General features: G+C 63.2%; 24 protein-coding genes, 1 tRNA gene and 1 pseudogene. 17 read left to right on the top strand and 9 right to left on the bottom strand.

Annotated elements, in window-relative coordinates:
• Positions 1-7: 7 nt before the first annotated feature.
• The 6 genes from rpmI to cysQ form a co-directional block, all read right to left on the bottom strand.
• Entirely contained in the window at positions 8-202 is a 195-nt protein-coding gene (gene rpmI, locus ACWHY3_RS08890) for a 50S ribosomal protein L35 (RefSeq protein ID WP_071230088.1), read from the bottom strand.
• A 92-nt stretch (positions 203-294) separates the two neighbouring features.
• A complete protein-coding gene (infC, locus tag ACWHY3_RS08885; RefSeq protein ID WP_083387150.1) occupies positions 295-834 on the bottom strand; it encodes a translation initiation factor IF-3 in 540 nt (179 codons plus the stop codon).
• A gap of 34 nt (positions 835-868) precedes the next feature.
• Entirely contained in the window at positions 869-2779 is a 1911-nt protein-coding gene (gene thrS, locus ACWHY3_RS08880) for a threonine--tRNA ligase (RefSeq protein WP_087719679.1), read from the bottom strand.
• Positions 2780-3087: 308 nt separating this feature from the next.
• The gene (locus ACWHY3_RS08875) at positions 3088-3969 is read right to left on the bottom strand and encodes an OmpA family protein (RefSeq protein ID WP_087719678.1); all 882 of its coding nucleotides are present in this window, start codon (positions 3967-3969) and stop codon (positions 3088-3090) included.
• 404 nt (positions 3970-4373) lie between these two features.
• Complete coding sequence (locus ACWHY3_RS08870; protein WP_256961285.1) at positions 4374-4967, bottom strand: DUF2489 domain-containing protein; 594 nt, start codon at positions 4965-4967, stop codon at positions 4374-4376.
• A 61-nt stretch (positions 4968-5028) separates the two neighbouring features.
• Entirely contained in the window at positions 5029-5835 is an 807-nt protein-coding gene (cysQ, locus tag ACWHY3_RS08865) for a 3'(2'),5'-bisphosphate nucleotidase CysQ (protein WP_087719676.1), read from the bottom strand.
• A 286-nt stretch (positions 5836-6121) separates the two neighbouring features.
• Between cysQ and ACWHY3_RS08860 the strand changes: the two genes are divergently transcribed.
• From ACWHY3_RS08860 to ACWHY3_RS08845, 4 genes are all read left to right on the top strand, one after another.
• Entirely contained in the window at positions 6122-7480 is a 1359-nt protein-coding gene (locus ACWHY3_RS08860) for an SLC13 family permease (protein WP_448128060.1), read from the top strand.
• Positions 7481-7658: 178 nt separating this feature from the next.
• A tRNA-Pro gene (locus tag ACWHY3_RS08855) sits at positions 7659-7735 on the top strand.
• A 150-nt stretch (positions 7736-7885) separates the two neighbouring features.
• The gene (locus ACWHY3_RS08850) at positions 7886-8254 is read left to right on the top strand and encodes a CidA/LrgA family protein (RefSeq protein ID WP_087720212.1); all 369 of its coding nucleotides are present in this window, start codon (positions 7886-7888) and stop codon (positions 8252-8254) included.
• Entirely contained in the window at positions 8251-8979 is a 729-nt protein-coding gene (locus ACWHY3_RS08845) for an LrgB family protein (RefSeq protein WP_087720213.1), read from the top strand. The genes ACWHY3_RS08850 and ACWHY3_RS08845 overlap by 4 nt, the downstream gene beginning before the upstream one ends.
• A 121-nt stretch (positions 8980-9100) precedes the next feature.
• On the opposite strand, the gene ACWHY3_RS08840 is transcribed toward ACWHY3_RS08845, so the two are convergent.
• Both ACWHY3_RS08840 and kdsA read right to left on the bottom strand, forming a co-directional pair.
• Positions 9101-9655, bottom strand: a complete 555-nt coding sequence (locus tag ACWHY3_RS08840) for a KdsC family phosphatase (RefSeq protein ID WP_087720215.1) — start codon at positions 9653-9655, stop codon at positions 9101-9103.
• Positions 9656-9675: 20 nt separating this feature from the next.
• Positions 9676-10521: a 3-deoxy-8-phosphooctulonate synthase gene (kdsA, locus tag ACWHY3_RS08835; protein ID WP_448128059.1), complete on the bottom strand. Its 846-nt coding sequence runs from the start codon at positions 10519-10521 to the stop codon at positions 9676-9678.
• A gap of 353 nt (positions 10522-10874) precedes the next feature.
• On the opposite strand from kdsA, the gene ACWHY3_RS08830 reads away from it, so the two are divergent.
• From ACWHY3_RS08830 to modC, 9 genes and pseudogenes are all read left to right on the top strand, one after another.
• The gene (locus ACWHY3_RS08830) at positions 10875-12242 is read left to right on the top strand and encodes an AlkA N-terminal domain-containing protein (RefSeq protein ID WP_448128058.1); all 1368 of its coding nucleotides are present in this window, start codon (positions 10875-10877) and stop codon (positions 12240-12242) included.
• Positions 12239-12799: a methylated-DNA--[protein]-cysteine S-methyltransferase gene (locus tag ACWHY3_RS08825; protein WP_110632856.1), complete on the top strand. Its 561-nt coding sequence runs from the start codon at positions 12239-12241 to the stop codon at positions 12797-12799. Before ACWHY3_RS08830 ends, ACWHY3_RS08825 begins: the two co-directional genes overlap by 4 nt.
• 82 nt (positions 12800-12881) lie before the next feature.
• A complete protein-coding gene (locus ACWHY3_RS08820; protein WP_087720220.1) occupies positions 12882-13277 on the top strand; it encodes a DUF2946 domain-containing protein in 396 nt (131 codons plus the stop codon).
• 122 nt (positions 13278-13399) lie between these two features.
• Positions 13400-14047, top strand: a pseudogene (locus ACWHY3_RS08815) (PepSY-associated TM helix domain-containing protein); the annotation flags it as partial.
• A 55-nt stretch (positions 14048-14102) separates the two neighbouring features.
• Complete coding sequence (locus ACWHY3_RS08810) at positions 14103-14819, top strand: PepSY-associated TM helix domain-containing protein (protein ID WP_448128057.1); 717 nt, start codon at positions 14103-14105, stop codon at positions 14817-14819.
• Positions 14820-14917: 98 nt separating this feature from the next.
• Complete coding sequence (locus ACWHY3_RS08805; RefSeq protein WP_448128056.1) at positions 14918-15334, top strand: winged helix-turn-helix domain-containing protein; 417 nt, start codon at positions 14918-14920, stop codon at positions 15332-15334.
• A 104-nt stretch (positions 15335-15438) separates the two neighbouring features.
• Positions 15439-16224, top strand: coding sequence for a molybdate ABC transporter substrate-binding protein (modA, locus tag ACWHY3_RS08800; protein WP_448128055.1), 786 nt, complete (start codon positions 15439-15441; stop codon positions 16222-16224).
• 14 nt (positions 16225-16238) lie between these two features.
• Complete coding sequence (gene modB / locus ACWHY3_RS08795; RefSeq protein WP_448128054.1) at positions 16239-16952, top strand: molybdate ABC transporter permease subunit; 714 nt, start codon at positions 16239-16241, stop codon at positions 16950-16952.
• Positions 16949-18061, top strand: a complete 1113-nt coding sequence (modC, locus tag ACWHY3_RS08790; protein ID WP_448128053.1) for a molybdenum ABC transporter ATP-binding protein — start codon at positions 16949-16951, stop codon at positions 18059-18061. The genes modB and modC overlap by 4 nt, the downstream gene beginning before the upstream one ends.
• A gap of 405 nt (positions 18062-18466) precedes the next feature.
• Here the strand turns inward: modC and ACWHY3_RS08785 are convergent, their stop codons facing one another.
• Entirely contained in the window at positions 18467-19114 is a 648-nt protein-coding gene (locus ACWHY3_RS08785) for a TetR family transcriptional regulator C-terminal domain-containing protein (RefSeq protein WP_448128052.1), read from the bottom strand.
• Between the two features lie 334 nt (positions 19115-19448).
• On the opposite strand from ACWHY3_RS08785, the gene xdhA reads away from it, so the two are divergent.
• The 4 genes from xdhA to guaD are packed head-to-tail and all read left to right on the top strand — an operon-like array spanning position 19449 to position 25784.
• Complete coding sequence (gene xdhA, locus ACWHY3_RS08780) at positions 19449-20936, top strand: xanthine dehydrogenase small subunit (RefSeq protein ID WP_303855638.1); 1488 nt, start codon at positions 19449-19451, stop codon at positions 20934-20936.
• Positions 20920-23484, top strand: a complete 2565-nt coding sequence (gene xdhB / locus ACWHY3_RS08775; protein WP_448128051.1) for a xanthine dehydrogenase molybdopterin binding subunit — start codon at positions 20920-20922, stop codon at positions 23482-23484. The genes xdhA and xdhB overlap by 17 nt, the downstream gene beginning before the upstream one ends.
• A complete protein-coding gene (xdhC, locus tag ACWHY3_RS08770) occupies positions 23481-24425 on the top strand; it encodes a xanthine dehydrogenase accessory protein XdhC (protein ID WP_448128050.1) in 945 nt (314 codons plus the stop codon). The genes xdhB and xdhC overlap by 4 nt, the downstream gene beginning before the upstream one ends.
• A gap of 33 nt (positions 24426-24458) precedes the next feature.
• Positions 24459-25784: a guanine deaminase gene (guaD, locus tag ACWHY3_RS08765; protein WP_448128049.1), complete on the top strand. Its 1326-nt coding sequence runs from the start codon at positions 24459-24461 to the stop codon at positions 25782-25784.
• Positions 25785-25883 lie beyond the last annotated feature (99 nt).

The following is a 25883-nucleotide window of genomic DNA, read 5'->3' as shown; positions in this document are numbered from 1 at the left end:
CCAAGTGTTACAGGTTGGGCAGCATGCGGGTAACGAGCTGCTTGTCGGCAGCGTGTACCTGCTTCATCCCGCGCAACTGACGCTTACGCTTGGTAGACTTTTTGGTCAGGATGTGACTACGAAAAGACTGCTTGTGCTTGAAGCCGTTACCAGTCTTCTTGAAGCGCTTGGCAGCGCCACTGTTACTCTTGATTTTCGGCATGGGAAAACTCCACTCCGCTCTTTTTTAGAAAACCCGAGGCCGAAAACGACGAGCGATGACGCTCGTCGTTTCCCGTTCGACTTGCCCGCGGATCACTTCTTCTTGGGCGCAAGAATCATGATCATCTGACGGCCTTCCATCTTGGGGAAGGACTCGACAGCAGCCAGCTCCTCCAGGTCGGCGGCAATCCGTTCCATCAGTCGGCGACCGATGTCCTGGTGTGCCATTTCACGACCACGGAAGCGCAGGGTGACCTTACCCTTGTCGCCACCTTCGAGGAAACGAATCAGGTTTTTCAACTTCACCTGATAATCGCCCTCGTCCGTGCCAGGACGGAATTTCACTTCCTTGACCTGGATCTGTTTGGTTTTCTTCTTCTGAGCAGACTTCTGCTTTTTCTGCTCGAAGAGGAACTTGCCGTAGTCCATGATTTTACAGACGATAGGATCGGCATTGGAAATCTGGACGAGATCCATACCGGCTTCCTCGGCGCGTTCGAGCGCCTCCTGCATGGGAACGACTCCCACCTGTTCACCCTCGGCATCGATAAGGCGAACTTCGTCTGCACGAATACGGTCGTTTATGGGCGCGCGCTTTTCCTGAGGGCGCCCGCGCTGATTATTACGCTTGATCGTTAGATCTCCATCTGGCGATTAACGTTGCTGCTCAGTGCTGACCCGGTTGGTCGGCCTGTTGAAGATGTCCTTTCAGATCATCGACGGACAGGGAACCCAGATCCTCGCCGGATCGAGTACGCACTGCAACGGCACCCGATTCGACTTCCTTATCGCCGACAACCAGCAGATAAGGAATCTTCTGCAGCGTATGCTCGCGAATTTTAAAGCCGATTTTCTCATTCCTCAAGTCCGACTCGACCCGGAAACCCGCTTCACGCAAGCTTTTGGAGAGATTTTCGGCATAATCACGCTGAGCATCCGTGATATTGAGCACTACAGCTTGGACCGGAGAGAGCCATAAAGGCAAGGCCCCGGCGTAATGTTCGATCAGGATGCCGATGAAACGCTCCATCGACCCCACGATCGCCCGATGCAACATCACGGGCGTCTGGCGGGATCCGTCCTCGGCGACGTACTGCGCCCCCAGACGACTGGGCATCATGAAATCGACCTGCATGGTACCGACCTGCCACTCCCGCCCCAGGCAGTCCTTCATGTGATACTCGATCTTGGGCCCGTAGAACGCCCCCTCGCCCGGCAGCTCCTGCCACTGAACATCGCAGTTGCCCAACGCAGCCCTCAGCGCCCCTTCGGCACGATCCCACGTTTCATCGCTGCCGAGGCGCTTGTCAGGCCGCAGCGCGATCTTCACGGCGATGTCCTCGAAACCGAAATCACCGTAAACCTGGAGCGCCTGACGGTGGAACGCCGTCACTTCAGATTCTATCTGCCCTTCGGTACAGAAGACGTGACCGTCATCCTGCGTGAATGCCCGGACCCGCATGATACCGTGTAGCGCGCCAGAAGGCTCGTTGCGATGACAGCCACCGAACTCCCCATAGCGAATCGGTAGCTCGCGGTAGCTGCGCAATCCGGAATTGAAGACCTGGACATGCCCCGGGCAATTCATCGGCTTTAGCGCATATTCACGCTTTTCCGACTCGGTGAAGAACATGTTCTCCGCGTAATTGTCCCAGTGCCCGGATTTTTTCCAGAGCGACACATCCATGATCTGCGGGCACTTGATCTCCTGATACCCGCTGCGCTTGTACACGTCACGCATGTACTGCTCGACAATCTGCCATAGCGTCCAGCCACGGGGATGCCAGAACACCATGCCGGGCGCTTCTTCCTGCATGTGGAAGAAGTCGAATCGCCGTGCTAATTTACGGTGATCACGCTTCTCGGCTTCCTCGAGGCGCAGCAGATATGCCTTGAGGGACTTCTTGTCAGCCCACGCCGTGCCGTAGATTCGCGTCAACATGGGCTTCGACGCATCACCACGCCAGTAGGCTCCAGCCAGCTTGGTCAGCTTGAATGCCTTGAGGTGCCGTGTATTGGGTACGTGAGGCCCGCGGCACATATCGATGTATTCCTGGTGATGGTAGAGACGAATCGCCTCTCCTTCAGGAATACCTTCGACGATCTCGCGCTTGTATGGCTCTTCCCTCGACGCAAATGTCGAGAGCGCCTTTGCCTGATCGACGTACTCGCGAACGACGTCGTACTCCTGGTCGATCAACGATTTCATTCGCGCTTCGATGGCTTCCAGATCTTCCGAAGAAATGGATTCTCCGAAGTCGACGTCGTAGTAGAAGCCATCATCGATGACCGGGCCGATCGCCATCTTGGCGTTCGGGTACAACTGCTTGATCGCGTGTCCCAGCAAATGAGCACAGGAATGGCGAATGATGGCCACCCCTTCCTCATCGCGGGCGGTCAAGATAGCCACTTCGGCGTCATGATCGATGATGTCGGCTGCGTCGACTTCAATGCCGTCTATCTTGCCGGCAACACACGCCTTGGCGAGCCCGGGTCCGATGGACTCGGCCAGTTGCATGACGGTAATAGGCTCTTCAAAGCTTCTCTGACTGCCATCAGGCAGCGTCACAATGGGCATGAAAACATCCTTACGTTCAGTGGTGGTCCACACCAAGGATCACATGAACTCGATTAATAGGCAGGAACATCTCCTTCGCGGCAGGTCTGCATACGGGCAGGCCAGCGGATGCGCATGAGATACGACCTTACGATCTCTATCGGTGATCGTGGGGGAAGTAGACTAGCAGCGAGAAAGGCACTTTGCCATCCATGGGCAGCGACTCGTGGCCGATGGCAAGCAAGTCTAAAAGACGTTCCAAGGCCACAAACAATGAGGGCGCCCGAAGGCGCCCTCATGATCACGTGAACAGCGTGTCGGGATAAAGCTTATTCCCACTCACCCAGTTCGACGCGACGGTTCTGAGCACGGCCTTCAGCGGTATCGTTGCTGGCAACCGGCTGCTCTTCACCGTAACCGATAGTGGTGATGTTATCCGCGGAGAAACCCTTGTTGACCAGGTAGGATTTCACGGAATCGGCACGACGCTGGGACAGTTCCTTATTGTAGGCAGCAGGACCGACGGAGTCGGTGTGGCCTTCAAGACGGATGCGCAGCTGGTCGTTGGTCATCAGCTTCTCGGATACGCCATCTAGGATAGCTTCGGCGTTGGCCGTCAGCTGAGCGGAGTCGAACTCAAAGTTGACGTCACGCAGGACGAGATCTTCCACGCAGCCCAAGGAGTTGACTTCGGCGCCAGCCGGGGTATCCGGGCACTGGTCCTGATAGTCCGGCACGCCGTCACCGTCGGAATCCAGCGGGCAGCCCTGGGCGTTGACTTCAACACCGGCCGGCGTTCCCGGGCACTGGTCCATGTAGTCCGGCACGCCGTCACCGTCGGTGTCGAGCGGGCAGCCAACGGCATCAACCGCTACGCCAGCCGGCGTGTTCGGGCACTGGTCGCGATCGTCGGGCACGCCGTCGCCATCGCTGTCCATGACGTCCGAAGAGTAGTCGGCACACAGCAGCGCGCCGGCAGTCGCGCCAGCAACACCACCAATCGCGGCACCAGTGTCTTCATCGGAATCGCCGCTAGTGGCGTAACCGACACCACCACCGATCAGACCGCCGGCAATGCCGCAGACGAACGGAGACTGATACCAAGCCTGATCGGACGAGCTGCCAGTGGATTCCATACCGGAACTGGCACAGCCAGAAAGACCGACTACCAGAGCAGAACCCAGTAGCAAGCCAGTCGTTGATTTTTTCATGTAAGACTCCTTCTTAACACAGCGCTAGTCGTAACGGGCGTTACCCAGCGGCTTCGAGTATAGAAGCCGAATTCGTCAAGAGAAAGATGTTCCTTCCCCAACGACAAAGAAATCTCTCGGCGACCGCCATGCGCGTCGACTTGAGCAGTGGTCAATGTTCCCATTGTCCCTTTTCTTTGCAGCTCCACAACAGCATTATCGATTCCAGCCCGAGATGCAAACCCGTGTCGGGAAACACTGTTCTTTTTTAGCACCATTTCCAAGATTGGCAAAGGGGATTAGCAAAAACTTCGCGTTCCTGACCCTATCCTTTAGCCAGACAAGCCTTGCCCTTTCTTCCACCCGGCGAACGACACCAGAACCTCTCAGCCCCTTCTCTCTTCTTCAATGAAAGGATGCTCGTGTTACTTCCTGGAGCTGACATGGGCGCTGGAGCTGGCACTGGTGGTCTGGGCCCAATCCAGGCAAAAGGCCTGAAGCTCGATCGCTGCGAGGTGGAGCCTGCCGTCGTGTCGCTGAGCGATCTCCTCACGAACGAGATCCTCGCGGTGGCGTTCGCGCGGCGACAGCTCACGACGCGCCTGGTGCGTATGCAGCGATTCCGCCTCGGACTGCACCTCGCCAAGCACTCGCCACGCATCCCGCTCCACCAGGCGGTTATCGATGATATCGAGCAGCACCTTGCAACGTAACGCCCCTTCCACCATATCCACCTGGCGCTCGACCATGGCCTGCGACAGAGCACTCAAGCTATCGATACAATTTTGATTGGCGCGGGCGATTTCGGCAGCCCGAAACGCTTTTCGCCGCTCGACCTCACGCCACAGGCGCCAGGCATAAGCAGCGAGAGAAACAATAATCAGGATGGCGAGGACGGAAAGCCCCGCCGCAAGAGACAACGACATGAAAGAGAAGCCGCCTTCTGGTGATGTAGAGGATGTATAGATAGCCAGGAGCTGTTGCCATTTCGGCGCAACCCGCAGGGTAACAGCATCCACGGGGCACACCTACTTTCTCGATCTCGACTGGCGTGTTTCTCGACCTCGGGCTGGCGCGGGCTCAGCATGCCCAGAAAGGTCGCCAGGCTCCGTCCAGGGAAGCGCATGCCACGAAGGCCGGGTTCAGCAAGCTGTCCTGAGTGTTGTAGCGCAGCGGTTCCCACGCTTCGCAGTCCACGAGATGACCGCCGGCCCCTTCGACGACGGCTTGGGCCGCGGCGGTATCCCACTCGCTGGTAGGGCCGAACCGGGGGTAGAGATCCGCAAGCCCTTCGGCCACGCGACAACACTTGAGCGAACTTCCCAACTCCTCGACTTCGACATCGGGCAGTGACTCGATCAGGCGACGGGTGCTCGCGCCGCGATGAAAACGGCTGACCACCAGACGCAACGGCAGGGAATCGCGAACCTGCAAGGTTTGCCAGGGCTCATCGACACCAGCCTGATACCAGGCTCCCCGAGCCGGCTCACCGATCCAGACCTCGCCAGTACGGGGCTTCTCGACGACGCCCAGCACGGGTTGGTTCCGGTCGATCAATGCCACATTGACGGTGTATTGATCGGAACCCCGAATGAATTCTTTGGTGCCGTCCAGCGGATCGACCAACCAGTAAGTGGACCAGTTCCGGCGCTCCGACCAGGGAATCGAGGCCGACTCCTCGGACAGAATTGGCCAATCGCGACAGCCGATCGATGGCAAACCCTGAACGATGACCTGATGAGCCGCCAGGTCAGCAGCCGTTACCGGGCTGTCATCCGCCTTGCGCTGGGTATCGAAGGCGTCTCGTCCGATCGCCTCGATCGCTGCCCCGGCTTCACGGGACAGCGACACGAGAGGCGCGATGAGTGAATGCAGAGATGTCGTCATGGACCTGCTCTTTACTGGGAAATTCAATGGCGAATTCGATAAACAAGCCGTCGCGCATGAGCGCGTTCAGAGGGCAAGTATCCCGCCCATGGCCCCATATTAGACCAAAGGCTAAGTCGCGGTCCTCTCAGGACGCTCTACGTCTTAAGTAGAATAGAAAGGGTTCAAGCCTCTCGAAAAAGGACGTCACGTGACGGACACCGCAGATCAAGCGCCAAGCGCACCCTCGATAGCCGCTCGAATCGGCCTCATTCTCGGCCCCATCTGGGTCATCGTGACGCAAGTCATGCCAGCACCCGCCGGCATGGAACCCGCTGCCTGGCACTGCGTCGGGCTCGCCCTGCTACTGGCGACTTGGTGGGCCACCGAGGCCATTCCGATCCCGGCCACCTCGCTACTCCCCATCCCGCTGGCGCCCGCCCTCGGCATTGCCGACCTCAAAAGCACCGCCGCCAGTTATGCCAATCCGACGATCTTCCTGTTCCTGGGCGGCTTTTTACTGGGCATCGCCATGCAACGCTGGAATCTGCATCGGCGAATTGCGCTGCGCATTCTGAACGTCGTCGGCCAGAAACCCAAGCAACAGATCGCCGGCTTCATGCTGGCAACCGGCTTCATCAGCATGTGGGTCTCCAACACCGCCACTGCCATCATGATGCTGCCCATCGGCATGTCGGTGGTTTCCCTCTTCGCCAATGCCGATTCCGGCGAGGTAAAGCGCTATGCCACCGCACTGCTGCTGGCCATCGCCTACTCGGCCAGTATCGGCGGTATCGCCACGCTCATCGGCACGCCTCCCAATGCCATTCTCGCGGGCTATCTCTCCAGCGAACAGAACATCGAGCTGGGCTTTGCGCAGTGGATGGTCGTCGGCCTGCCGGTGAGCATTGCGATGATGGTCGTGGCCTGGTGGTGGCTGACGCGCGGCGGCTTCAAGCTCCAGCTCGACGACGGTAGCGGCAACGTCATCGGCGATGAGCTTGCCAAGCTTGGCAAGCTGAGCCCGGCGGAAGCACGAGTCGGAATCGTCTTCCTGCTCGCCGCCCTGGCCTGGGTAACGCGGCCTCTTCTGAACGACTGGGGCATCGAGTGGCTGTCCGACACCTCGATCGCGCTGCTCGCGGGTGTCGCGCTCTTTCTGATTCCCAGCGGCAACGAGCGGTATCGCCCGCTGCTGCTGTGGGAAGATGCCAAAGACCTGCCCTGGGGCATCCTGCTGCTGTTCGGCGGCGGCCTGGCCCTGGCCAGCACCATCAGCGGCTCCGGCCTCGCGGACTGGATCGCCAATCAGCTCAATGTTTTCGGCACGTTGCCGCTCATCCTGCTGATCGGCGCCATCGTCCTGGTCATCATCTTCCTCACCGAACTGACCTCGAACACGGCGACCGCAGCGGCGTTCCTGCCGCTACTTGGCGCATTGGCCATGTCACTCGGCGTCGACCCGTTGCTGATTACCGTACCGGCCGCGATTGCTGCCAGCTGCGCCTTCATGATGCCGGTGGCCACGCCGCCCAACGCCATCGTCTTCGCGACGGGCCACATGAAGATTCAGTCGATGATTCGCGCCGGCTTCTTCCTCAATCTCACCGGCACGATCCTGGTCACGCTGATCTGTCTGGGATTGATCGAGTTGCTGTGGCTATAACAGCCTGGCCGGATCGATAGCCCCGCTGGCGTCGGGATAACACTCTCACGCCAGCGGCATCGGTAGGCCTTCGCAAGCGATTGAAAAAAAAGCCTTAAGAAGCGCTTTTCATTTATCGAACTGCAAGGTAGTATACGCAGCGTTTCACAGGGACTGTCACTGACAGACCAGTGGGAACCGGAGCGTGGCGCAGCTTGGTAGCGCGCTGCAATGGGGTTGCAGAGGTCGCAGGTTCGAATCCTGTCGCTCCGACCAGACATGAGAATGGCCATCGGATTTTGTCCGATGGCCATTTTTTTATGTCCGTACATGCCGTCTGGACCTGCTCGGCGTCTGCATGGCAAGTCTCGTCTCCTGCTGGTGGTACAATGCCTCGAAATCTAGACCAAAGTCTAAGGTGACGAGATGTCATTGATTATCGGAATGAGCATTCTGCTCGGCTGTCAGTTTCTGGGAGAAGTCATCAGCCGCGCTTTCACCCTTCCCGTTCCCGGGCCGGTCCTGGGCATGCTGATTCTGCTGATCGGCTTGATGATCCGAGGCAGTGTGCCGGGAAGCCTCCGGACCATGGGCGAAGGCCTGCTCAAATACCTGACGCTGCTGTTCGTGCCCGCCGGCGTAGGGCTCATCCAGCATTTCGGCCTGATCAGTCGAGAAATCTGGATCCTGGTCGTCACGCTGATCGTATCGACGTCGGTAACGATTCTGGTGACCAGCCAGACCTTGCAGCGCCTCGCTCGAAAAAGGACACCTGCCAAGGAGCATGACGCATGAACGGCCTTGGTCTCGAGCAGGTATGGGTCTACCTTTCCGCCAGCCCGCTTCTGCATCTGCTGGCGACCTTGCTGGCCTTCATCGTCGCCACCAGAATCAACCGCTGGGCGGGCGGAACGCCACTTCTTCATCCCGTCATCGTCGCCATTGCGCTGCTGATCGGCTTTTTGCTGGTGACCGGCACGGACTACCCCACCTATTTCGCCGGCGCCCAGTTCCTGCACTTTCTGCTGGGGCCAGCCACGGTCGCGCTGGCCATTCCGCTCTACGATCACCGCGAACGCGTGCGCCGCATGTTGTGGCCCATCGCCATCGGCACGATGGCCGGCATCGCCACCGCGGTCGTTTCCGCCGTCGGCATCGCCATGATCCTCGGCGCCGACACCGAGACGGTGCTCTCGCTGGCACCGAAATCGGTGACTTCGCCCATCGCCATGGGCATCGCCGAAAAGCTCGGCGGCATCCCTTCGCTGACCGCGGGCCTGGTGCTGTTGACCGGCGTCGTGGGCTGCATCGTCGGCCCCTGGATATTCCGGTTGACCCGGATTACCGACCCGACCGTTCAGGGATACTCGATGGGGTTGGCGGCACATGGCTTCGGCACTGCCTACTGCTTTGCCTCCGTCGGCGCCGTGGCCGGCGCCTTTTCCGGGCTGGCGATGGGGCTTTCGGGGCTGGTCACGGCATTCGTGCTGCCTCCCATCGTCCATCTCTTCGGGCTGTGAAATTGCCGGTCACCGCCCCGAAGCGAGCGGTGACCGGGCCGTCGAGCCGATATCTTGCTGCAGATTCCAGAAGCCTCAAACAACCGCTGGCGCTTTGAAAAACGCCAACGAGCCGACATGCCTACTGAACCATCCGGCGCAGCGCGTCGTCGTCTCCCAGCAGGTGGGCGTACATCTGGTGCAGATCGAGACCACGTGCCGAGAGCAGATCTTCGGCAATTTCGCGTGCGACACCACGCCCGCCTTGCGCCTTCGTCACATGATCGGCCGCCTCGATGACCAGCGAGTGTGCGTCGGCCGGCGCGTAGGCCGTGGCGACTTCCCGCATCACCGGGATATCGATGATATCGTCTCCCGCAAAGGCGATGCGATCCGCGGCGATGCCCTCCTCCTCGGCAATCTGGCGGATGGCCTCGAGCTTGTGGCTGAAGCCGATCTTGATCACGTCCATGCCGAGCTGCGTGGCTCGCGTGATCAAGGGCTGGCTCGATTTGGCCGAGAGCACGCCGCTCCTGATCCCATGCTGGCGCAACAGGCCAACCGCGACGCCGTCGCGAACGTTGAACGGTTTCAGCGCTTCTCCTTCCGGGCCGATCAACAGCGTGCCGTCGGTCAGCACGCCATCGACATCGAACAGCACCAGCTCGATCTGGGCGCGACGATCCGGGCGCGCCATCGTTTGATCCCGAGATGCCATCAGTCGATCTCGATCCGGGGCAGGCTCTTGACCAGGTCGTCGACCGCCTTGATCTGGGCCAGGAAGGGTTCGAGCTTGTCCAGCGGCAGCGCGCTGGGGCCATCGCAACGCGCGTTGTCGGGATCGGGATGCGCCTCGAGAAAGAGCCCGGCAAGGCCGACCGCCATCCCCGAACGCGCCAGCTCCAGCACCTGGCGACGGCGACCACCGGAGGCCGCGCTGGTCGGATCACGACGCTGCAGGCTGTGCGTGACATCGAAGATCACCGGCGCGTTGCCGCTGACGTCCATCATTTCACGGAAGCCCAGCATGTCGACGACGAGGTTGTCGTAGCCGAAGCAACTGCCGCGCTCGCACAGGATGACCTGCTCGTTACCCGCTTCGGCACATTTGTCGACGATGTTCTTGACCTGGCCCGGGCTCAGGAACTGCGGCTTCTTGATGTTGATCGGCTTGCCCGTCTTCGCCATGGCGACGACCAGATCGGTCTGACGGGCCAGGAACGCCGGCAACTGGATCACATCCGCCACTTCGGCCACGGCTTGCGCCTGGTGGACTTCATGCATGTCAGTGATGACCGGCACGCCGAACTTGTGCTTGACCGCTTCGAAGATCTTCAATCCCTCGTCGAGCCCGACCCCACGGAAGGAGTGGATCGACGAACGATTGGCCTTGTCGAAGGAAGCCTTGAACACGAAGGGAATGCCGAGCTTCTGCGTCACCTCGACATAGGCCTCGCACGCCTCGAGCGTACTGTCCAGATCCTCCAGCACGTTGACGCCGCCAAACAGGGTAAAGGGCGCGTCGTTGGTGACTGCCAGCCCGCCGACCGATACGGATTTCATCAAGCCTCCTCACTATCCATGAAATGCGATCCTGCACGAGCCGACAGCTTAGCGAAATTCGCCTCGCGGGAGGGAGTATCCTGACGGTAATCTTTACCTTTCGCTGATGCACCGCCCTATTGATGCGCCACCCTATTGATGCACCGCCCTATTGATGCACCGCCCTATTGATGCACCGCCCTATGGCCGATCTTCGCACCGGCGTTCGCCGCTATGTTCGGCACGGGCATTCAGTGCCGGATCCGGCCAGTCGCCCCATGGCCGCGCACTATAATAAGCCCGATACGAATGAGCCCAAGACGAATGGGCTCGAGAAGACGAATGAGCTCGCGACGACGACCAGGACGCATGCCATGCTCGACCCTCAGCAATGCCGAAGCGCGCGGCTAGCGCGCGATGCCCGTTTCGACGGCCGCTTCTTCATCGCCGTCAGCACCACCGGCATCTTCTGTCGCCCCGTCTGCCCGGCGACGCTCCCGCAGGAACGGCACGTGCGCTACTTCGAGTCGGCGGTCGCCGCCGCCAACGCCGGCTTTCGCCCCTGCCTGCGCTGCCGGCCGGACAGCGCGCCGGATTCGCCCGCCTGGATGGGTTCCCGAACCACGCTGACCCGAGCGATCCAACTGATCGACAGCGGCGCCCTCCAGGACGGCAACGTCGCACGGCTTTGCGAGAGGCTGGGCATTGGCGAGCGCTACCTGCGCCAGCTGTTCCAGCGCCGCTTCGGCGTATCCCCCAAGGCCTACGCGCTCTACCGCCAGTGCCTGTTCGCCAAGAAGCTGCTTCACGAAACCACGCTGCCGGTGGTCGATGTCGCCCATGCCAGCGGATTTTCGAGCCTGCGCCGCTTCAACGACGCCTTCAAACGCCAGATGGCGCTGACGCCCACCGAGATCCGCCGCCGCCAAAGCCGAAAAAGCGCCGCGTTGACGCTCAAGCTGGCCTACCGCCCGCCTTACCAGTGGGAACGGCTACGCCATTTTCATGCGCTTCATGCCATCGAGGGCCTCGAATGGGTGAGCGAAGACACATTGGGCCGCACGATCCGCCATGGCACGACGACGGGACACTTCGAAGCCCGCCACGACGCCAGGCGCCATCAGTTCGACGTCACCCTGGTGTTGAGCGAACTGGGCGATCTCCATGCGATCGTTCGTCGGATTCGGAGAATGCTGGATCTGGACGCCGACACGCAGACCATCGAGGCCCATCTGCGCCAATCCGTTCCAGCGCTTCCACTGGCAGAAGGATTGCGCTTGCCGGGATCATGGGACGTCTTCGAGGCAGGTATCCGCGCGGTACTCGGCCAGCAGGTGTCGATGGCCGCCGCCAACCGGTTGATCCAGCAGCTCGTCGACCGGCTCGGTGAAAGCGATGAGGAGGGCCGCCGTCGTTTCCCCACCGCAGAAGCCATCGCCGCCAGCGAGCTGGGTTTTCTGAAGCTCCCCGGTAGCCGCCGGGACACCGTGCGCCGCCTGGCTGTCGCCTACGCCGGCAGCGAGATCGACGACGATCCCCAGCAGTGGCGCTCGCTCAAGGGAATCGGCCCCTGGACAGCCAACGTCGCCGACTTTCGCGGCAACGGAAACCCGGATATCTGGCTGGATGGCGATGTCGGCGTGCGCCGTGCGCTCGCGGCCCTGACGACACCGCTGGATCTCGCCGCCGCCTCGCCCTGGCGCAGCTATCTCACGCTACAACTGTGGAATCGAGTGATATGAACACCTTCTCGCCATTGAGTGATTCGCGCCTGCCGCTGCGTCACGACGACTACGTCCAGATCTATCGGCCGCCCGAGACAGTCCCGCTCGGCCCCATCGAGATACGGGCGACCGATCACGGCCTCACCTGGCTCGCCTTTTCGAGCAGCCCGAACGTGGTCGAGCGCGGCAATGCCCTCACGGCGCGCTGCGCCAGCCAGCTGGAGCGTTATTTCCTGGGCGAGCTGACGACGTTCGACCTGCCTCTGGCACCACGCGGTACCGATTTCCAGCTGAGCGTGTGGCAAGCCCTGCAGAGCGTTCCCTACGGCCAGACGTGCAGCTATCGGGAAATCGCCGTCGCCATCGGCGCGCCACGCGCGGTGAGGGCCGTCGGCGCGGCGAACGGGCGCAACCCGCTATGTCTTGTCGTGCCCTGCCACCGTGTCATCGGCGCCAACGGCAAGCTGACCGGCTACGCTGGCGGGCTCGATCGCAAGCGCTGGCTTCTGCAGCACGAGCGGGCCCTCATCGGCGAAGACCAGCAGCCGGAGCAGCTCACCCTCGGTGCGACATAATCACACACCCCGCCAGCGACAATTGGCGGCCAAACCCTCAACAGGTAGAGTCGCGGCCTGACGACGTCGTCCTGGAACGGATATGACCTCTTTCTGGCACCGCTGGTATCGCCCGCTGACCGTGCTCGCGCTGTTCGCCATGCTGCTGGCGTTCACGGGGCCGCTGATCAGCCAGATGCAGCGGCTGATGGAAATGCCGGTCGGCACCATGGCGGAAATGCCCCGTCATGGCGACGCCGAACCTCACGCCCACGGCCAGCCGCGGGCGGTGGACGATGCCCATCTCCTCCACCATTTCGACATGGCCGCGTGTGGCTACTGCGAACTCTTCCTGCACGTGCCGGGGCTCGCGCTTCCGCAAGTGCTGCCGCCGTCGACGCCACCGCCAGCAACCTTCCATCCGCCCGTCGTCGTGGTCTTGCCCTCCACCACACCGGTCTATCCCCGCTACGCCTCCCGCGCGCCGCCCCGCGCCTGAAGTCCTTTCCGTCTCCTGTCGCCGCCACTGCCGCCTCCCGGGGCTGCATTGCCGGCGTCGTACGTGCTCCTGGCCTTCGGCCGGGACTCACGCTGAAAATCATTCAGGTTCGGAGTTCATCCATGGATACCGTCTCGTCGGCGACCGGCCGCCGCCTGCCTCCCTCGTGGGTGGCATTGATCACTCGCCTTCATTTTTACGTCGGCCTGTTCGTCGGCCCTTTCCTGCTCGTGGCTGCGCTTTCCGGCATTGCCTATGCGCTGACGCCGCAGCTCGAAAACTGGCTCTATCAAGACGCCCTGACCACCCAGAGTCGCGGCGAATCCCAACCGCTGTCACGCCAGATCGAAGCCGCCCAGCATGTCGCTGGCATCGCTGCCGCACCCGCCGCCGTTCGTCCTGCGCCAGAGCCGGGAACGACCACTCGAGTGTTGTTCGGTGGCGAAGCATTCGGCCCCTCCGAACACCGGGCGCTGTTCGTCGACCCGGTCACACTGGAGATTCGCGGCGACATGCCGGTCTACGGCACCAGCGGCATACTACCGCTACGCACCGCCATCGATCAGTTCCACCGCAGCCTGCTGCTGGGGGATATCGGCCGACTCTACAGTGAACTGGCGGCGTCCTGGCTATGGATCGCCGCACTCAGCGGCGCCTTCCTGTGGTGGCGCCAGCGCCGAATCACACGGCGGGCAGCAGGCCGGCAACGATTGCGCCGGCGTCATGCCACGCTGGGCATCGTGGCGCTGATCGGTCTGCTGTTCTTCTCGGCAACGGGGCTGACCTGGTCGCAGTGGGCCGGCGGCAACATCGCTCAGCTGCGTCATGCCTGGGACTGGGGGACACCCCGCTGTCTCCACCGATCTTGCAGCCTCGCATTCCGGCTCGGAGCGGGACGCCGATCCGCATGCGGCGCATCATGCCACTGCCGGACACGCCGGGATGAACATGGCACAGCCCTCGCCGCTGTCGCCTGGCGACTTCGATCACGCCTTGAACGCGGCAAGAGCCGCCGGCATCGACGCCGACAGCGTCGAAATCGTGCCGCCGCCCTCACCGCGACAGGCCTGGACCATTCGTGAAGTGGCCAGGGAATGGCCGACCCAGGTCGATCAGGTGGCGCTCGATCCGCAAACGTTTGCCGTCACCGATCGGGCCGATTTCGACGACTATCCGCTGGCGGCCAAGCTGACCCGCTGGGGCATCGATCTGCACATGGGCATACTGTTCGGGCTGCCCAACCAGCTGGTCCTGGTCGCCTTCGCCACGGGCCTCGCGACATTGGTGTGCTGGGGCTACCTGATGTGGTGGCAACGCCGCCCGTCTCTTGCCGGCGTTGCCCCCACCAGCGCCAACGCGCCGCAAGCTTTCACGGCGATCTATCGAGGCCTCGGCACGCGAGCGAAGCTGACGATTGGCGTTGTCGCCGTCGCACTGGGGTACGCGCTGCCGGTCATGGGCGCCAGCCTTGCCGCGTTCGTGGTGGTCGACTGGCTACGCTGGCGGTTCGCGCGCCCCGCCACGATCGTGACGTCGACCTGACGGCCGGATGGGGTCACGATGGCTGAGAGCGTGGCTATCCTGTGCTACAACCTTCGGCTCACGCCAGAAAGGCCGCTTCGCATGCCAGGTATATCGCCATGACCCGTACGCACCACCCCACGCCACGCTTTCAGATTCGCCTGGTCGCCGACAAGGAGATCGTGATCGGCCCCGGCAAGATCGACCTGCTGGAAGCGATCGAGCGACACGGCTCGATCGCGGCGGCGTGCCGCGAGATGCACCTGAGCTACAAGAAGGCCTGGCAACTGCTCGATACCATGAACCGCCACCTGGCGGCGCCGGTGGTCAATACCGCCACCGGCGGCACCCAGCGCGGTGGCGCCACGCTGACCGACCTGGGCCGAGAGATCATCTGCCACTACCGCCAGCTGACCGCGGACCTGACGGAACATGCCAGCGGCCGAGCCCTGCTGGACAGCCTCGCTACCCGCTACCAGGCCGAGCCGCCTCCGCTTGCCGAGTCGAAGCCGGATTCGAACTCAGAACCCGATTGAGCGCCGTGCCGCCCGATTTTTCCTCGACCGTCGCGACACCGACAGCTATAGTGATTTCCCGTTATTTCCATTCATACATAGCGAAAAACGTGAGCGAGAAAATCGTGACTTCATCGGTCCGCAAAACGTCCTTCTGCTTTCTGGCGCTGGTGCTCTCAATGCCGCTTGCCGCTCATGCCGACAACGAGCCGGTTCAGGTCTACGCCGCCGCATCGATGACCGATGCCATGGACGAGGCGATCCGATCCTACGAATCCGATCACGACGTCGACATCGTCCCGATCTACGCCTCGTCTTCGACGCTCGCGCGCCAGATTGCCAATGGCGCGCCCGCCGATATCTACGTCTCCGCCAACGAACAGTGGATGGACTGGCTCGAGAAGCAGAACGTGCCGGTCGGCGAGCGCGTGGATCTGCTGCGCAACCGGCTGGTGCTGATCGCCCCCGCCGCCAGCGACATCGCGGATTTCACGCCGGGCGGTAATATCACCATCGCCTCACGCCTCGGCGACGGCGAGCGGCTGTCGGTGGGCGACACCAGCCACGTACCAGCCGGCCTCTATGCCAAACAGGCACTGCAAGCGATCGGTGAATGGGACGCCCTCGAGCCGCGACTGGCCAACGGCGACAACGTGCGCGCCGCGATGGCGCTGGTCGAACGCGACGAAGCGCCACTCGGAATCGTCTACGAAACCGATGCCAAGGCCAGCGACCGGGTCAGAGCAATAGGTGTTTTCCCCGCCGACAGTCACGACCCCATCACCTATCCGCTCGCCGTGGTGAATCCGGCACCGAGCGACGCGACCGACGCGTTCCGTCAATGGCTGGCCGGCGATGACGCGCTGGCGATCTTCTCCCGCTACGGCTTTACGCCCGTCGACGCCAACTGAGACCCGAGGCCTGGATGCTATTTGGGGCGATGGCGCTCTCCGACGCCGAATGGCAGGCGATCGTGCTCAGCCTGAAGATCGCCGGCAGCGCTGTCGGCTGGATCCTGATCCCCGGCATCGCCGTCGCCTGGCTGCTGGCGCGTCACGAATTTCGCGGCAAGGCGCTGCTCGACGGCCTGCTGCATCTGCCGCTGGTTCTGCCACCGGTCGTGGTGGGCTATCTGCTGCTGCTCTCGCTGGGGCGCAACGGCTGGCTGGGCCAGTGGCTGTATCAGGGATTCGGCTTCTCGCTCCCTTTCACCTGGCAAGGCGCCGCCGTCGCTGGTGGCGTGATGGCGTTTCCACTGCTGGTCCGCACGGTCAGGCTCTCGCTCGAGGCCGTCGATCCCAAGCTGGAAGCCGCCGCAGGTACGCTGGGCGCCAATCGATGGCGAGTGCTGTTCACGATCACGCTGCCGCTGGCAATACCGGGGTTGCTGACCGGCACGGTACTGGCGTTCGCCCGCGCGCTCTCGGAATTCGGCGCCACCATCACCTTTGCCTCGAACATCCCGGGCGAAACCCGCACCCTGCCGCTGGCGCTCTACACCCTGATCCAGACGCCGGGCAAGGAAGCCGCTGCCGCCAGACTCTGCGTGCTGTCGATCGTGATCGCCATGCTTTCGCTGATCGCGTCGGAATGGTTGGCCCGCCGTGCCAGGCTGCGCCTCGAGGAGCGTGACCGATGAGCAGCGCCGATGCCCTGGAATGCCACGTGCAGAAGCGCCTGGGCGGCTTCAGCCTCGATATCTCGCTTTCGGTGCCGGCCAGCGGCGTGACGGCCCTGTTCGGCCAGTCGGGCAGCGGCAAGACCAGCCTGCTGAGGCTGATTGCCGGCCTCGATCGCCCCGATGCCGGTCGCGTCCGGCTCGGCGAGCGCACTTTGACCGACGTCGCGAACCGGACTCACGTGCCGATCCACAAGCGTCAACTGGGCGTCGTGTTTCAGGAGGCGCGGCTGTTTCCGCACTACCGCGTCCGCGGCAATCTCACCTATGGCATGCCGTCGAGCGCTCGCCCGCGCTTCGATGATCTGGTGTCGCTACTGGGCATCGAGCCTCTCCTGGAACGCCTGCCGGGCACGCTTTCCGGTGGCGAAGCGCGGCGCGTCGCTATCGGCAGAGCGCTGCTGACCCAGCCTCGCCTGCTATTGATGGACGAGCCGCTGACCGGGCTGGATGGCGAGCGCAAGCAGGAGCTATTGCGCTATCTCGTCCGCCTGACCCGGGAAATCGACATCCCGGTGGTCTACGTCAGTCACGATACCGCGGAGATTTCGGCGATAGCCGATCACCTGGCGCTCATCGAGCAGGGGCGCCTGACGGCGCATGGTCAGTTGGACGAATTGATGATGCGGCTGGACCTGACCGACCGTCTGGGCGGCTTCGACGCCGCCACACGCCTCAGCGCCCGGGTGATCGACCATGACAGCCGCTATTCGCTGACGCGAGTCGCCCTCGACGATGGCCAGACGCTGCGCATTCCCGCGCTCGAACAGCCGCCCGGCACGCCGATACGTCTGCGCGTCGGCGTGCGCGACGTGGCGCTTGCCCATGCCATGCCCGAGGGGACGAGTTATCGCAACGGTCTCAGTGCCGTGATCGAGGCGATCGAACCATCGCCCCAGGCGCCAAGTGCCAGCGAGGTGCGGCTGCGTGTGGGCCGGCAGCGGCTACGCGCCCGGCTCACCCGCCAGGCTTGTGACGAAATGCAACTAAAAGCGGGAATGATCGTCATCGGGCTCATCCGGAGCGTCGCGTTCGATTCGCGATTCCAGTCTGGAAACAAGGGCTTGTAGAAAACTCGAAAAAGACTGGCGAGCGGATCGGAAATCGAACGTATTTCTTTGTAACTTAATGTTTTACTTATAATTTCCTATTCGCTTTATGAATAGAACCTCGTATAAACTGCCGATGGCAGGATGCCGCTGCAGCAAGGAAGCACCTTCAAGGACGATGTGAATTCGCACGGAGTGCGATTAGGGACAGCATCCAGGGATCGACCGCAGTGCAACAGGACGTTGCCGGCCCTCAAGGTTGAGACTCGACAGGAAGTTGAGCGCGAATGGACTCGCTTCCGATTTCGGGTCGAATGGTGATCTACCCATCCAGCGATCCACCCATTCACCTTGCATCGATTTCGCTTTCACCGGTTTCGCTCTGGCTCTCTCTTGCTTTCCCGCTCTTCCTGATTCCCGCACCGATCACGGGGTCGATGCATCACGCTGGCGCACGCCGCAGCCTTTCAAGATGACCTGACACAGGAAGTCGCTGGCCGAGCGGAAATCCTCGGCATCGAGCGCTTTGCGTTGAGTGATGCCGACGATCTGCGTTTCGAAGTCGGCGTAGTGCTGCGTCGCCGACCAGATCAGAAAAATCAGCCACACCGGGTCCACCGGGTCCATCAACCCTCGCTCCGCCCACTCGCGGAAAACCTGGGTGCGGGATTCCACCCATTCCCGCATGTCACCGAAGAGCGATTCCTTCAGGAACGGCGCCCCCTGCAATATCTCGCTGGCGAACAGTCGCGAGCTCTGCGGATGGGTCTGGCTCAGGCGCATCTTGCTGCGAATGAAAGCCTCCAGCACCTCCGCCGGATCATCGTCGGCGCTGATATCGCTCAGCATCTCGTTCCAGCGCCACATCGTGCGCTCCAGCAGCGTGATGTAGAGCCGCCGCTTGCTACCGACGTAATAAAGAACGTTCGACTTCGGAAGTCCGGCCGCCGCCGCGATCGCCTGAATGCTCGCACCACGGTAGCCATGCCGAGCGAATACGCTCTCCGCAGCATCGAAAATGCGCTGCTCGTTGCGCTCCCGAACCGTGGCTTCGGGAAGATTGTGATTGCCCACCTGGGCTCCTTAGGGTCTGTTGACGTTTCAGCGTGAACCGCGTTGCTGCGTATTCGTCGTTCATTGGAAATGACCACGAAAACGCCTGGATGGAGACCCACGGCCTCCGGGTCATTTCCTCGCCACAAGATAACCGACGCCGATGCTATGCTGAATCCAGACGATTGTCTGCCGATGGCGCACTCGCCTGGCCGTGAAAAGAGAGCTTGCCATGAGCGGCATAATCAAAGAGGCTGACAAAAGCTGACCGATCGGTCAGGATTCCCCTGCAAGGTCGCCGGCCTTCGTCCCGGCGTCGAATGGCGACCCGTACAATGACAACGGCAGATCTCCGATGATCGAATTCTTTCTCAATGGCCAACGCCAACGCGTGGCCGCCGCGCCCGACACGAGCGTGCTCGAACTGCTGCGCGGACCGCTTTCTCACTGCGGCACCAAGGAAGGTTGCGCTTCCGGCGACTGCGGCGCCTGCACCGTCGCCATCGCCTCCCCGGAAGATGACCGGCAGCCGCTCGCTTACCGCACCGTCAACGCCTGCATCACGCCTGCGCACCAGCTTCAGGGCGCGCACCTGGTCACCGTCGAAGGGCTCGCTCGCGGTGACGCCCTGCATCCCTCGCAGGCGTCGATGGTGGCTTGTCATGGCAGCCAATGCGGATTCTGTACCCCCGGTATCGTCATGTCGCTGTTCACGCTGCACGAACAGCAGCGCGCCACACCGGCACCACGGAAACCGCTGGACGACCATCGTCTGGAAGCGGCCCTGGGCGGCAACCTGTGCCGCTGCACCGGCTACCGGCCCATTCGGGACGCCGCCCTGAGCATGGGCGAGCGCGCCGACACTCGCCCGCCCTGGGCCGATGATCCCGAGCTCGAACGCGAGATCCGCAATCTGGCGCCGTTAGTGGGCAGCAAGAATCAGAACAGCGAGAGCCAGGAACGTTATCTCACCCCGTCAACGCTGGCCGACCTGATAGACACGATGCAGCGCCACCCTGACGCCCGGCTGGTGGCTGGCGCCACCGATCTCTGGCTCGAGGTCACTCAGCGGCTCGAGCATTTCGAGACGCTGATCGACCTGCGCCAGGTGCGGGAACTGCGTCAGATCGAGGAAACCGCCGACGGCTGGTGGATCGGCGCGGCGGTCACCTACCGGGAGTGGGAACCGCTGCTGGCCGAACACTATCCGGCGTTCGCGCATCTGCTGACCCGGCTGGGCTCGGCCCAGATCCGCAACCGAGGCACCGTGGGCGGCAATATCGCCAACGCCTCGCCGATCGGCGATACCCCGCCCGTGCTGCTGACGCTGGATGCCAGGCTGCGGCTGGCCGGCCCCGAAGGCGTGCGCGAATTGCCGCTTTCATCGTTCTTCCTGGATTACAAGAAGACCGCGCTCGAACCGCGCGAATGCGTCGCCGCTATTTATCTACCCAAGCCGCAGGCCGATCTCGAACAGCGCGTCTGGAAGCTTTCCAAGCGGCGTGAAGACGATATCTCGACGCTGCTGGGGGCGTTCCGCTGGCGACGGGAAGACGGGGTTCTGGCCGACGTGCGTGTCGCCTACGGCGGCATGGCGGCGATACCGCTGAGAGTGACTGCCGTCGAGGCCGCGCTGGAAGGCAAAAAGCCCGACGCAGAGACCTTCGATGCCGCCAGACAGGCACTGCGCGAGTCGCTTACGCCGATGAGCGACGCCCGCGGCTCCCGCGACTATCGCCTGACCGCCGCCGCCAATCTGCTGGAACGCTGGCGGCTGACGCTCGCCAATACCGATTCGACCACGCCCACGCAGGAGGTCGCTCTCGATGCGTACGCTCACTAAGCGGGTCTTCAATGCTTCGCGTGCCGCGGATTTGCAAACCATGGATTCGCGCGCCACGGCCGGAGCGGACCAGCCGCAGCAAGCGCCCATGACCGAACCCTCGCTGGCGCCTCGGATCGAATCCGAATCGACGGGCACTGACGGAGAGATCGGCCGCCTCGAAGGCGACGAGCCGGTGGCGCGCGACACCCTCGCACCGCGCCCGAAGCGACGTGATGTCAACCACGCCCAGGCCCACGAAAGCGGCATCAAGCACGTCACCGGACGCGCCCGATACATCGACGACCTGCCGGCGCCGCACGGCACACTGCACGCCATGGTGGGCCTCAGCGACGTGGCCCACGGCCGGGTGACGCGGCTCGATCTCGGCGCGGTGCGGGAAATGCCCGGCGTCATCGACGTCATCACCGCGCAGCATATCCCTGGGCATCGCGATATCGGCCCGGTCTTCCCCGGCGACTCCATGTTCGCCGACGAGGAGGTGAGCTACGTCGGCCAGCCGCTGTTCGCCGTTGCCGCCACCAGCTATCTCGAGGCGCGCCGCGCCGTGAAGGCCGCGGTCGTGGAGATCGAGCCGCTGCCGCCCCGGTTCGATCCGGTTGCCGCCGCCGATGCCGGCGAGTTCGTGCGCCCGACGCACGTGCAGATGAGCGGCGACTGGCAGCAGGCGCTGGAGCGCGCGCCCCATGTGCTCGAGGCGGAGCAGTTCGTCGGCGGCCAGGAGCATTTCTACCTCGAAGGCCAGGCCTGTCTGATCGTGCCCGGCGAGGACGAAGGCGTCACGGTCTACACCTCCAACCAGCATCCCAGCGAGACCCAGAAGCTGGTCGCCGAGGTGCTCGATATTCCGTTTCATGCCGTGACGGTGGAGAACCGGCGCATGGGCGGCGGCTTCGGCGGCAAGGAGACCCAGGCCGCACCGTGGGCCTGCATGGCGGCACTGCTGGCACGCCGCACCGGTCGGGCGATCCGCCTGCGCCTGCCGCGCGCCGACGACACTCGCGCCACCGGCAAGCGCCACCCGTTTCACAACCGCTATCGGCTGGGATTCGACGACGACGGCGTGATCATCGGCGGCGACATGACGCTGATCGGCGATTGCGGCCACTCGCCGGATCTCTCCGAAGCGGTGGTCGACCGCGCCATGTTCCATGCCGACAACGCCTACTCGCTGGGTGCCGCGCGGGTGACCGGCCATCGCGCCCGCACCCATACGGCCTCGAACACCGCGTTTCGGGGCTTCGGCGGCCCGCAAGGCATGATGATCGTCGAGCGGGCGATGGACGATATCGCCCGCCATGTCGGCGAAGACCCGTTGACCGTGCGCAAGCGCAACCTCTATCGCAGCGGTCGCGACACCACCCACTACGGCCAGCACGTCGACCAGCATCCGCTGATGGTGGAAATCATCGAGCGGCTGGAGCGCAGCAGCGACTACTGGCAGCGGCGGGAGGAAATTCTTGCCTTCAATCGCCACAGCGCCGTGATCAAGCGCGGGCTGGCGCTGACGCCGGTCAAGTTCGGCATCTCGTTCACCGCCAAGCATCTCAACCAGGCCGGCGCCCTGCTCCACGTCTATACCGACGGCAGCGTGATGATCAATCATGGCGGTACCGAGATGGGCCAGGGGCTGCATACCAAGGTGTGCCAGGTCGTCGCCCGGGAACTCGGCATCGACTTCGAATCGGTGCGCATCAGCGCCACGCGCACCGACAAGGTGCCCAACACCTCGCCCACGGCGGCCTCCAGCGGCGCGGACTTGAACGGCATGGCCGCGCGCGATGCCGCGACCCAGATTCGCCAGCGCCTGCTCGACTTCGCCGCCGAGCACTATCAGCTGGATCGCGAAGGGCTGCGACTCGAGAATGGGCAACTCGTCTCCGACATCGGCGCGGTGACGCCCGACGTATCGTGGGGCGAACTGATCCAGACTGCCTATCTCGGCCGGGTCTCGCTGTCGGCGACCGGTTTCTATTCCACCCCGCTGATTCACTACGATCGCGATACCAGTCAGGGCCGGCCGTTCTACTACTTCGCCTACGGCGCCTCGGTCAGCGAAGTGAGTGTCGACACCTTGAGCGGCGAATACCGGGTCGAGCGCGTCGACATCCTTCACGACGTCGGCTATTCGCTCAACCCGGCGATCGACCTGGGCCAGGTCGAAGGCGGATTCATTCAGGGCATGGGCTGGCTGACCAGCGAAGAATTGAAGTGGAACGACGCGGGCCGTCTGCTGACCGACGGCCCCGCCACCTACAAGATCCCGACCTTCGGTGACCTGCCGCCGATCTTCAATGTCGAACTGCTCGAGGGCCATCCCAACTCCCAGGCCAGCCTCTATCGCTCCAAGGCCGTGGGTGAGCCACCGTTCATGCTCGGCATCTCGGTGTGGTCGGCGCTGCGCGACGCCCTGTCGAGCCTTGCCGACTATCGCGTCAGCCCGCCACTGGACACCCCCGCCACACCGGAACGCGTGCTGATGGCGGCCGAAGCGTTGCGAGCCGAAGCACTGCGAACCAAGGATCCGAACGCCGGAGCGTCGCGATGAGCGCTGGCGGCTCTCTCGAAACCCGAGATCGGCGCGAAAGCTGGCACGCCGCGCTGCATCGGCTGCAGGAAAGCGGGACGCCCCATGCGCTGGCCAGCGTGGTCAGCGCCGCCGGTTCGACCCCGCGGGAACCCGGCGCCAAGCTGGTCGTCACGCCGACAGACGTGATCGACACCCTGGGCGGCGGCCACTTCGAACAGCAGGTGATCGAGATCGCCCGCCAGCATCTGGCGACGACGCCCGTCTCGTCCGGCACCTACCTGGAAGCGTTTCCGCTGGGCGGGCGCTCCGGCCAGTGCTGCGGCGGGTTCGTGCATGTGCTGATCGAAGTCTTCGTCGGCGCCGAAAGCCACCTGACACTGTTCGGCGCGGGGCATGTCGGCCAGGCGCTGGTGGAACTGCTCGCGCCGTTGCCCTGGCGCATCGACTGGTACGACAGCCGGGCCGAGGCGTTTCCGCTTCAGGACGAGCATGAGCATGACCATGAAGGCTATCCGGCCCGCGTGCGGCCGATGCGGCTATCACCGGATGCCGAAGGCGTGGCACGGGCCGTGGCGGCCATTCCGCCGGCCAGCCACGTGCTGGTAATGACCCATGACCACGCGCAGGACCGCGATCTGATCGCCGCGTTACTATCGCCTGAAAACCCGGGTCGCGAGGCGTTGAACTCCATCGGCATGATCGGCTCGACGAGCAAATGGGCCAGCTTCCGCTCGCGGCTCACCGCCGCCGGGTTCGACGATACCGCGCTGGCTCGGGTCCGCTGCCCGATCGGCCTCGGCGCGACCGAAACCAAGCGCCCCCGGGAGATCGCGATCAGCGTTGCCGCCGAACTGCTGGCCCAGTCCCGACCATCGAACAGGCCGGCGCAGCGCGGCATCGCACCGGAAACCCTGCGTCACACCTTTTCAGCCGCTCGACACCGAGCAACGCGACCGTGAGCCTTGCGGTCGAAAATCATAGGTAGAGAGATCATGAACACGCACCAACGCCTGCTTCGCGGCCCTCTGTTCACCTGCCTCGGCGACCCCGGCGAGGAGGCGACGCCACTGCCCGATACCACACGTTATCTCGAGGACGGCGCGATCTGGATCGTCGACGGCCATATCCAGGCCGTCGACGCTTTCGAGGCGCTGGCCGAGCGGCTGCCGGCGGATATCGAGATCGTCGACTACCGCGACAAGCTGATGATGCCGGGCTTCATCGACAGCCACGTGCATTACGTCCAGCTCGACATCATGGCGTCCTACGGCCGCCAGCTGCTCGACTGGCTCAACGACTACACCTTCCCCGCCGAATGCCGGTTTGCCGACGCCGCTTATGCCCAGGCCGGCGCCGAGCGGTTCCTGGACGAGATGCTGCGCGTCGGCACCACGACCGCCCAGGTGTTCTGCTCTTCGCATCCGGTGTCGGTCGACAGCTTCTTCAGCGCCGCTCAGCGTCGTCAGCTACGCATGATCGCCGGCAAGGTGCTGATGGATCGCCACGCCCCGGAGGCGCTGACCGACGACACGCTGGGCGGCGTACGCGACAGCGAACGCCTGATCGCCGACTGGCACGGCCGCGATCGCCTCAGCTACACCCTGACGCCGCGTTTCGCGCCGACTTCCACCCGCGAGCAGCTCGATGCCGTGGGCGGCGTGCTGCGCAACGCTTCGGATCTCTATCTGCAGACGCATCTGTCGGAGAATCGCGGCGAAGTCGCCTGGGTGGCGGAGCTGTTCCCGGAAAGCCGGGACTATCTCGATGTCTACGAGCGGTACGATCTGGTCGGGCCGCGCAGCACCTTCGCCCACGGCATTCACCTGAACGACGATCAGCGCGCCCGGCTGGCCCAGCGTGGCGCCAACGTCGCCTTCTGCCCGACCTCGAACCTGTTCCTGGGCAGTGGGTTGATGGACCGGCTGGCGTGCCGGGACGCGGGGCTCGCGACGTCGCTGGCCAGCGATGTCGGCGCGGGAACCACCTTGTCCGGGCTCGGCACCCTGCAGGGCGCCTATCAGGTGGGAGCGCTGCTCGGCCAGGCGCTGACCGGCTGGCAAGGGTTCTACCGTCTCACCCTCGGCAACGCGCGGGCATTGCACCTGGATGACAGGATCGGCAGCCTGCAGGCGGGGTTCGAGGCGGATATCGTCGTTCTCGACCCTGAATCCACGCCGTTGATGGCGCGCCGCCTGTCGCAGACCAAGACCCTGTCGGAGCGCCTGTTCGCGATGATGATGCTGGGCGACGACCGCACGGTCGCGGCAACCTGGGCCAACGGACGCCTGGTTCACGACCGCGATGCGGTAGCGGCGTAATCGCCAGTCGAGGCTATTACCAGTCGAGGCTGTCACCAGTCGAAGCTGCGCACCCGTTGAGGCTATCACCACACCAGTTGAGACTATGCACCCGTTGAG

The organism is Salinicola sp. NYA28a, from assembly GCF_976982775.1.
Note: the sequence above shows the minus strand (reverse complement) of the source record. Positions and strands in the feature narration are given on the sequence as shown.

Excerpts from the sequence above, each read along its gene's own strand:
- xdhB (WP_448128051.1), top strand. The coding sequence starts at position 20,920 with ATGCGTACGCTCACTAAGCGGGTCTTCAATGCTTCGCGTGCCGCGGAT.
- xdhC (WP_448128050.1), top strand. The coding sequence starts at position 23,481 with ATGAGCGCTGGCGGCTCTCTCGAAACCCGAGATCGGCGCGAAAGCTGG.
- ACWHY3_RS08825 (WP_110632856.1), top strand. The coding sequence starts at position 12,239 with ATGAACACCTTCTCGCCATTGAGTGATTCGCGCCTGCCGCTGCGTCAC.
- cysQ (WP_087719676.1), bottom strand. The coding sequence starts at position 5,835 with ATGACGACATCTCTGCATTCACTCATCGCGCCTCTCGTGTCGCTGTCC.
- ACWHY3_RS08840 (WP_087720215.1), bottom strand. The coding sequence starts at position 9,655 with ATGGCGCGCCCGGATCGTCGCGCCCAGATCGAGCTGGTGCTGTTCGAT.
- ACWHY3_RS08845 (WP_087720213.1), top strand. The coding sequence starts at position 8,251 with ATGAACGGCCTTGGTCTCGAGCAGGTATGGGTCTACCTTTCCGCCAGC.
- guaD (WP_448128049.1), top strand. The coding sequence starts at position 24,459 with ATGAACACGCACCAACGCCTGCTTCGCGGCCCTCTGTTCACCTGCCTC.
- ACWHY3_RS08820 (WP_087720220.1), top strand. The coding sequence starts at position 12,882 with ATGACCTCTTTCTGGCACCGCTGGTATCGCCCGCTGACCGTGCTCGCG.
- ACWHY3_RS08805 (WP_448128056.1), top strand. The coding sequence starts at position 14,918 with ATGACCCGTACGCACCACCCCACGCCACGCTTTCAGATTCGCCTGGTC.
- ACWHY3_RS08830 (WP_448128058.1), top strand. The coding sequence starts at position 10,875 with ATGCTCGACCCTCAGCAATGCCGAAGCGCGCGGCTAGCGCGCGATGCC.
- ACWHY3_RS08860 (WP_448128060.1), top strand. The coding sequence starts at position 6,122 with ATGCCAGCACCCGCCGGCATGGAACCCGCTGCCTGGCACTGCGTCGGG.
- ACWHY3_RS08850 (WP_087720212.1), top strand. The coding sequence starts at position 7,886 with ATGTCATTGATTATCGGAATGAGCATTCTGCTCGGCTGTCAGTTTCTG.
- kdsA (WP_448128059.1), bottom strand. The coding sequence starts at position 10,521 with ATGAAATCCGTATCGGTCGGCGGGCTGGCAGTCACCAACGACGCGCCC.
- thrS (WP_087719679.1), bottom strand. The coding sequence starts at position 2,779 with ATGCCCATTGTGACGCTGCCTGATGGCAGTCAGAGAAGCTTTGAAGAG.
- ACWHY3_RS08810 (WP_448128057.1), top strand. The coding sequence starts at position 14,103 with ATGCCTGGGACTGGGGGACACCCCGCTGTCTCCACCGATCTTGCAGCC.
- rpmI (WP_071230088.1), bottom strand. The coding sequence starts at position 202 with ATGCCGAAAATCAAGAGTAACAGTGGCGCTGCCAAGCGCTTCAAGAAG.
- ACWHY3_RS08875 (WP_087719678.1), bottom strand. The coding sequence starts at position 3,969 with ATGAAAAAATCAACGACTGGCTTGCTACTGGGTTCTGCTCTGGTAGTC.
- xdhA (WP_303855638.1), top strand. The coding sequence starts at position 19,449 with ATGATCGAATTCTTTCTCAATGGCCAACGCCAACGCGTGGCCGCCGCG.
- modB (WP_448128054.1), top strand. The coding sequence starts at position 16,239 with ATGCTATTTGGGGCGATGGCGCTCTCCGACGCCGAATGGCAGGCGATC.
- modC (WP_448128053.1), top strand. The coding sequence starts at position 16,949 with ATGAGCAGCGCCGATGCCCTGGAATGCCACGTGCAGAAGCGCCTGGGC.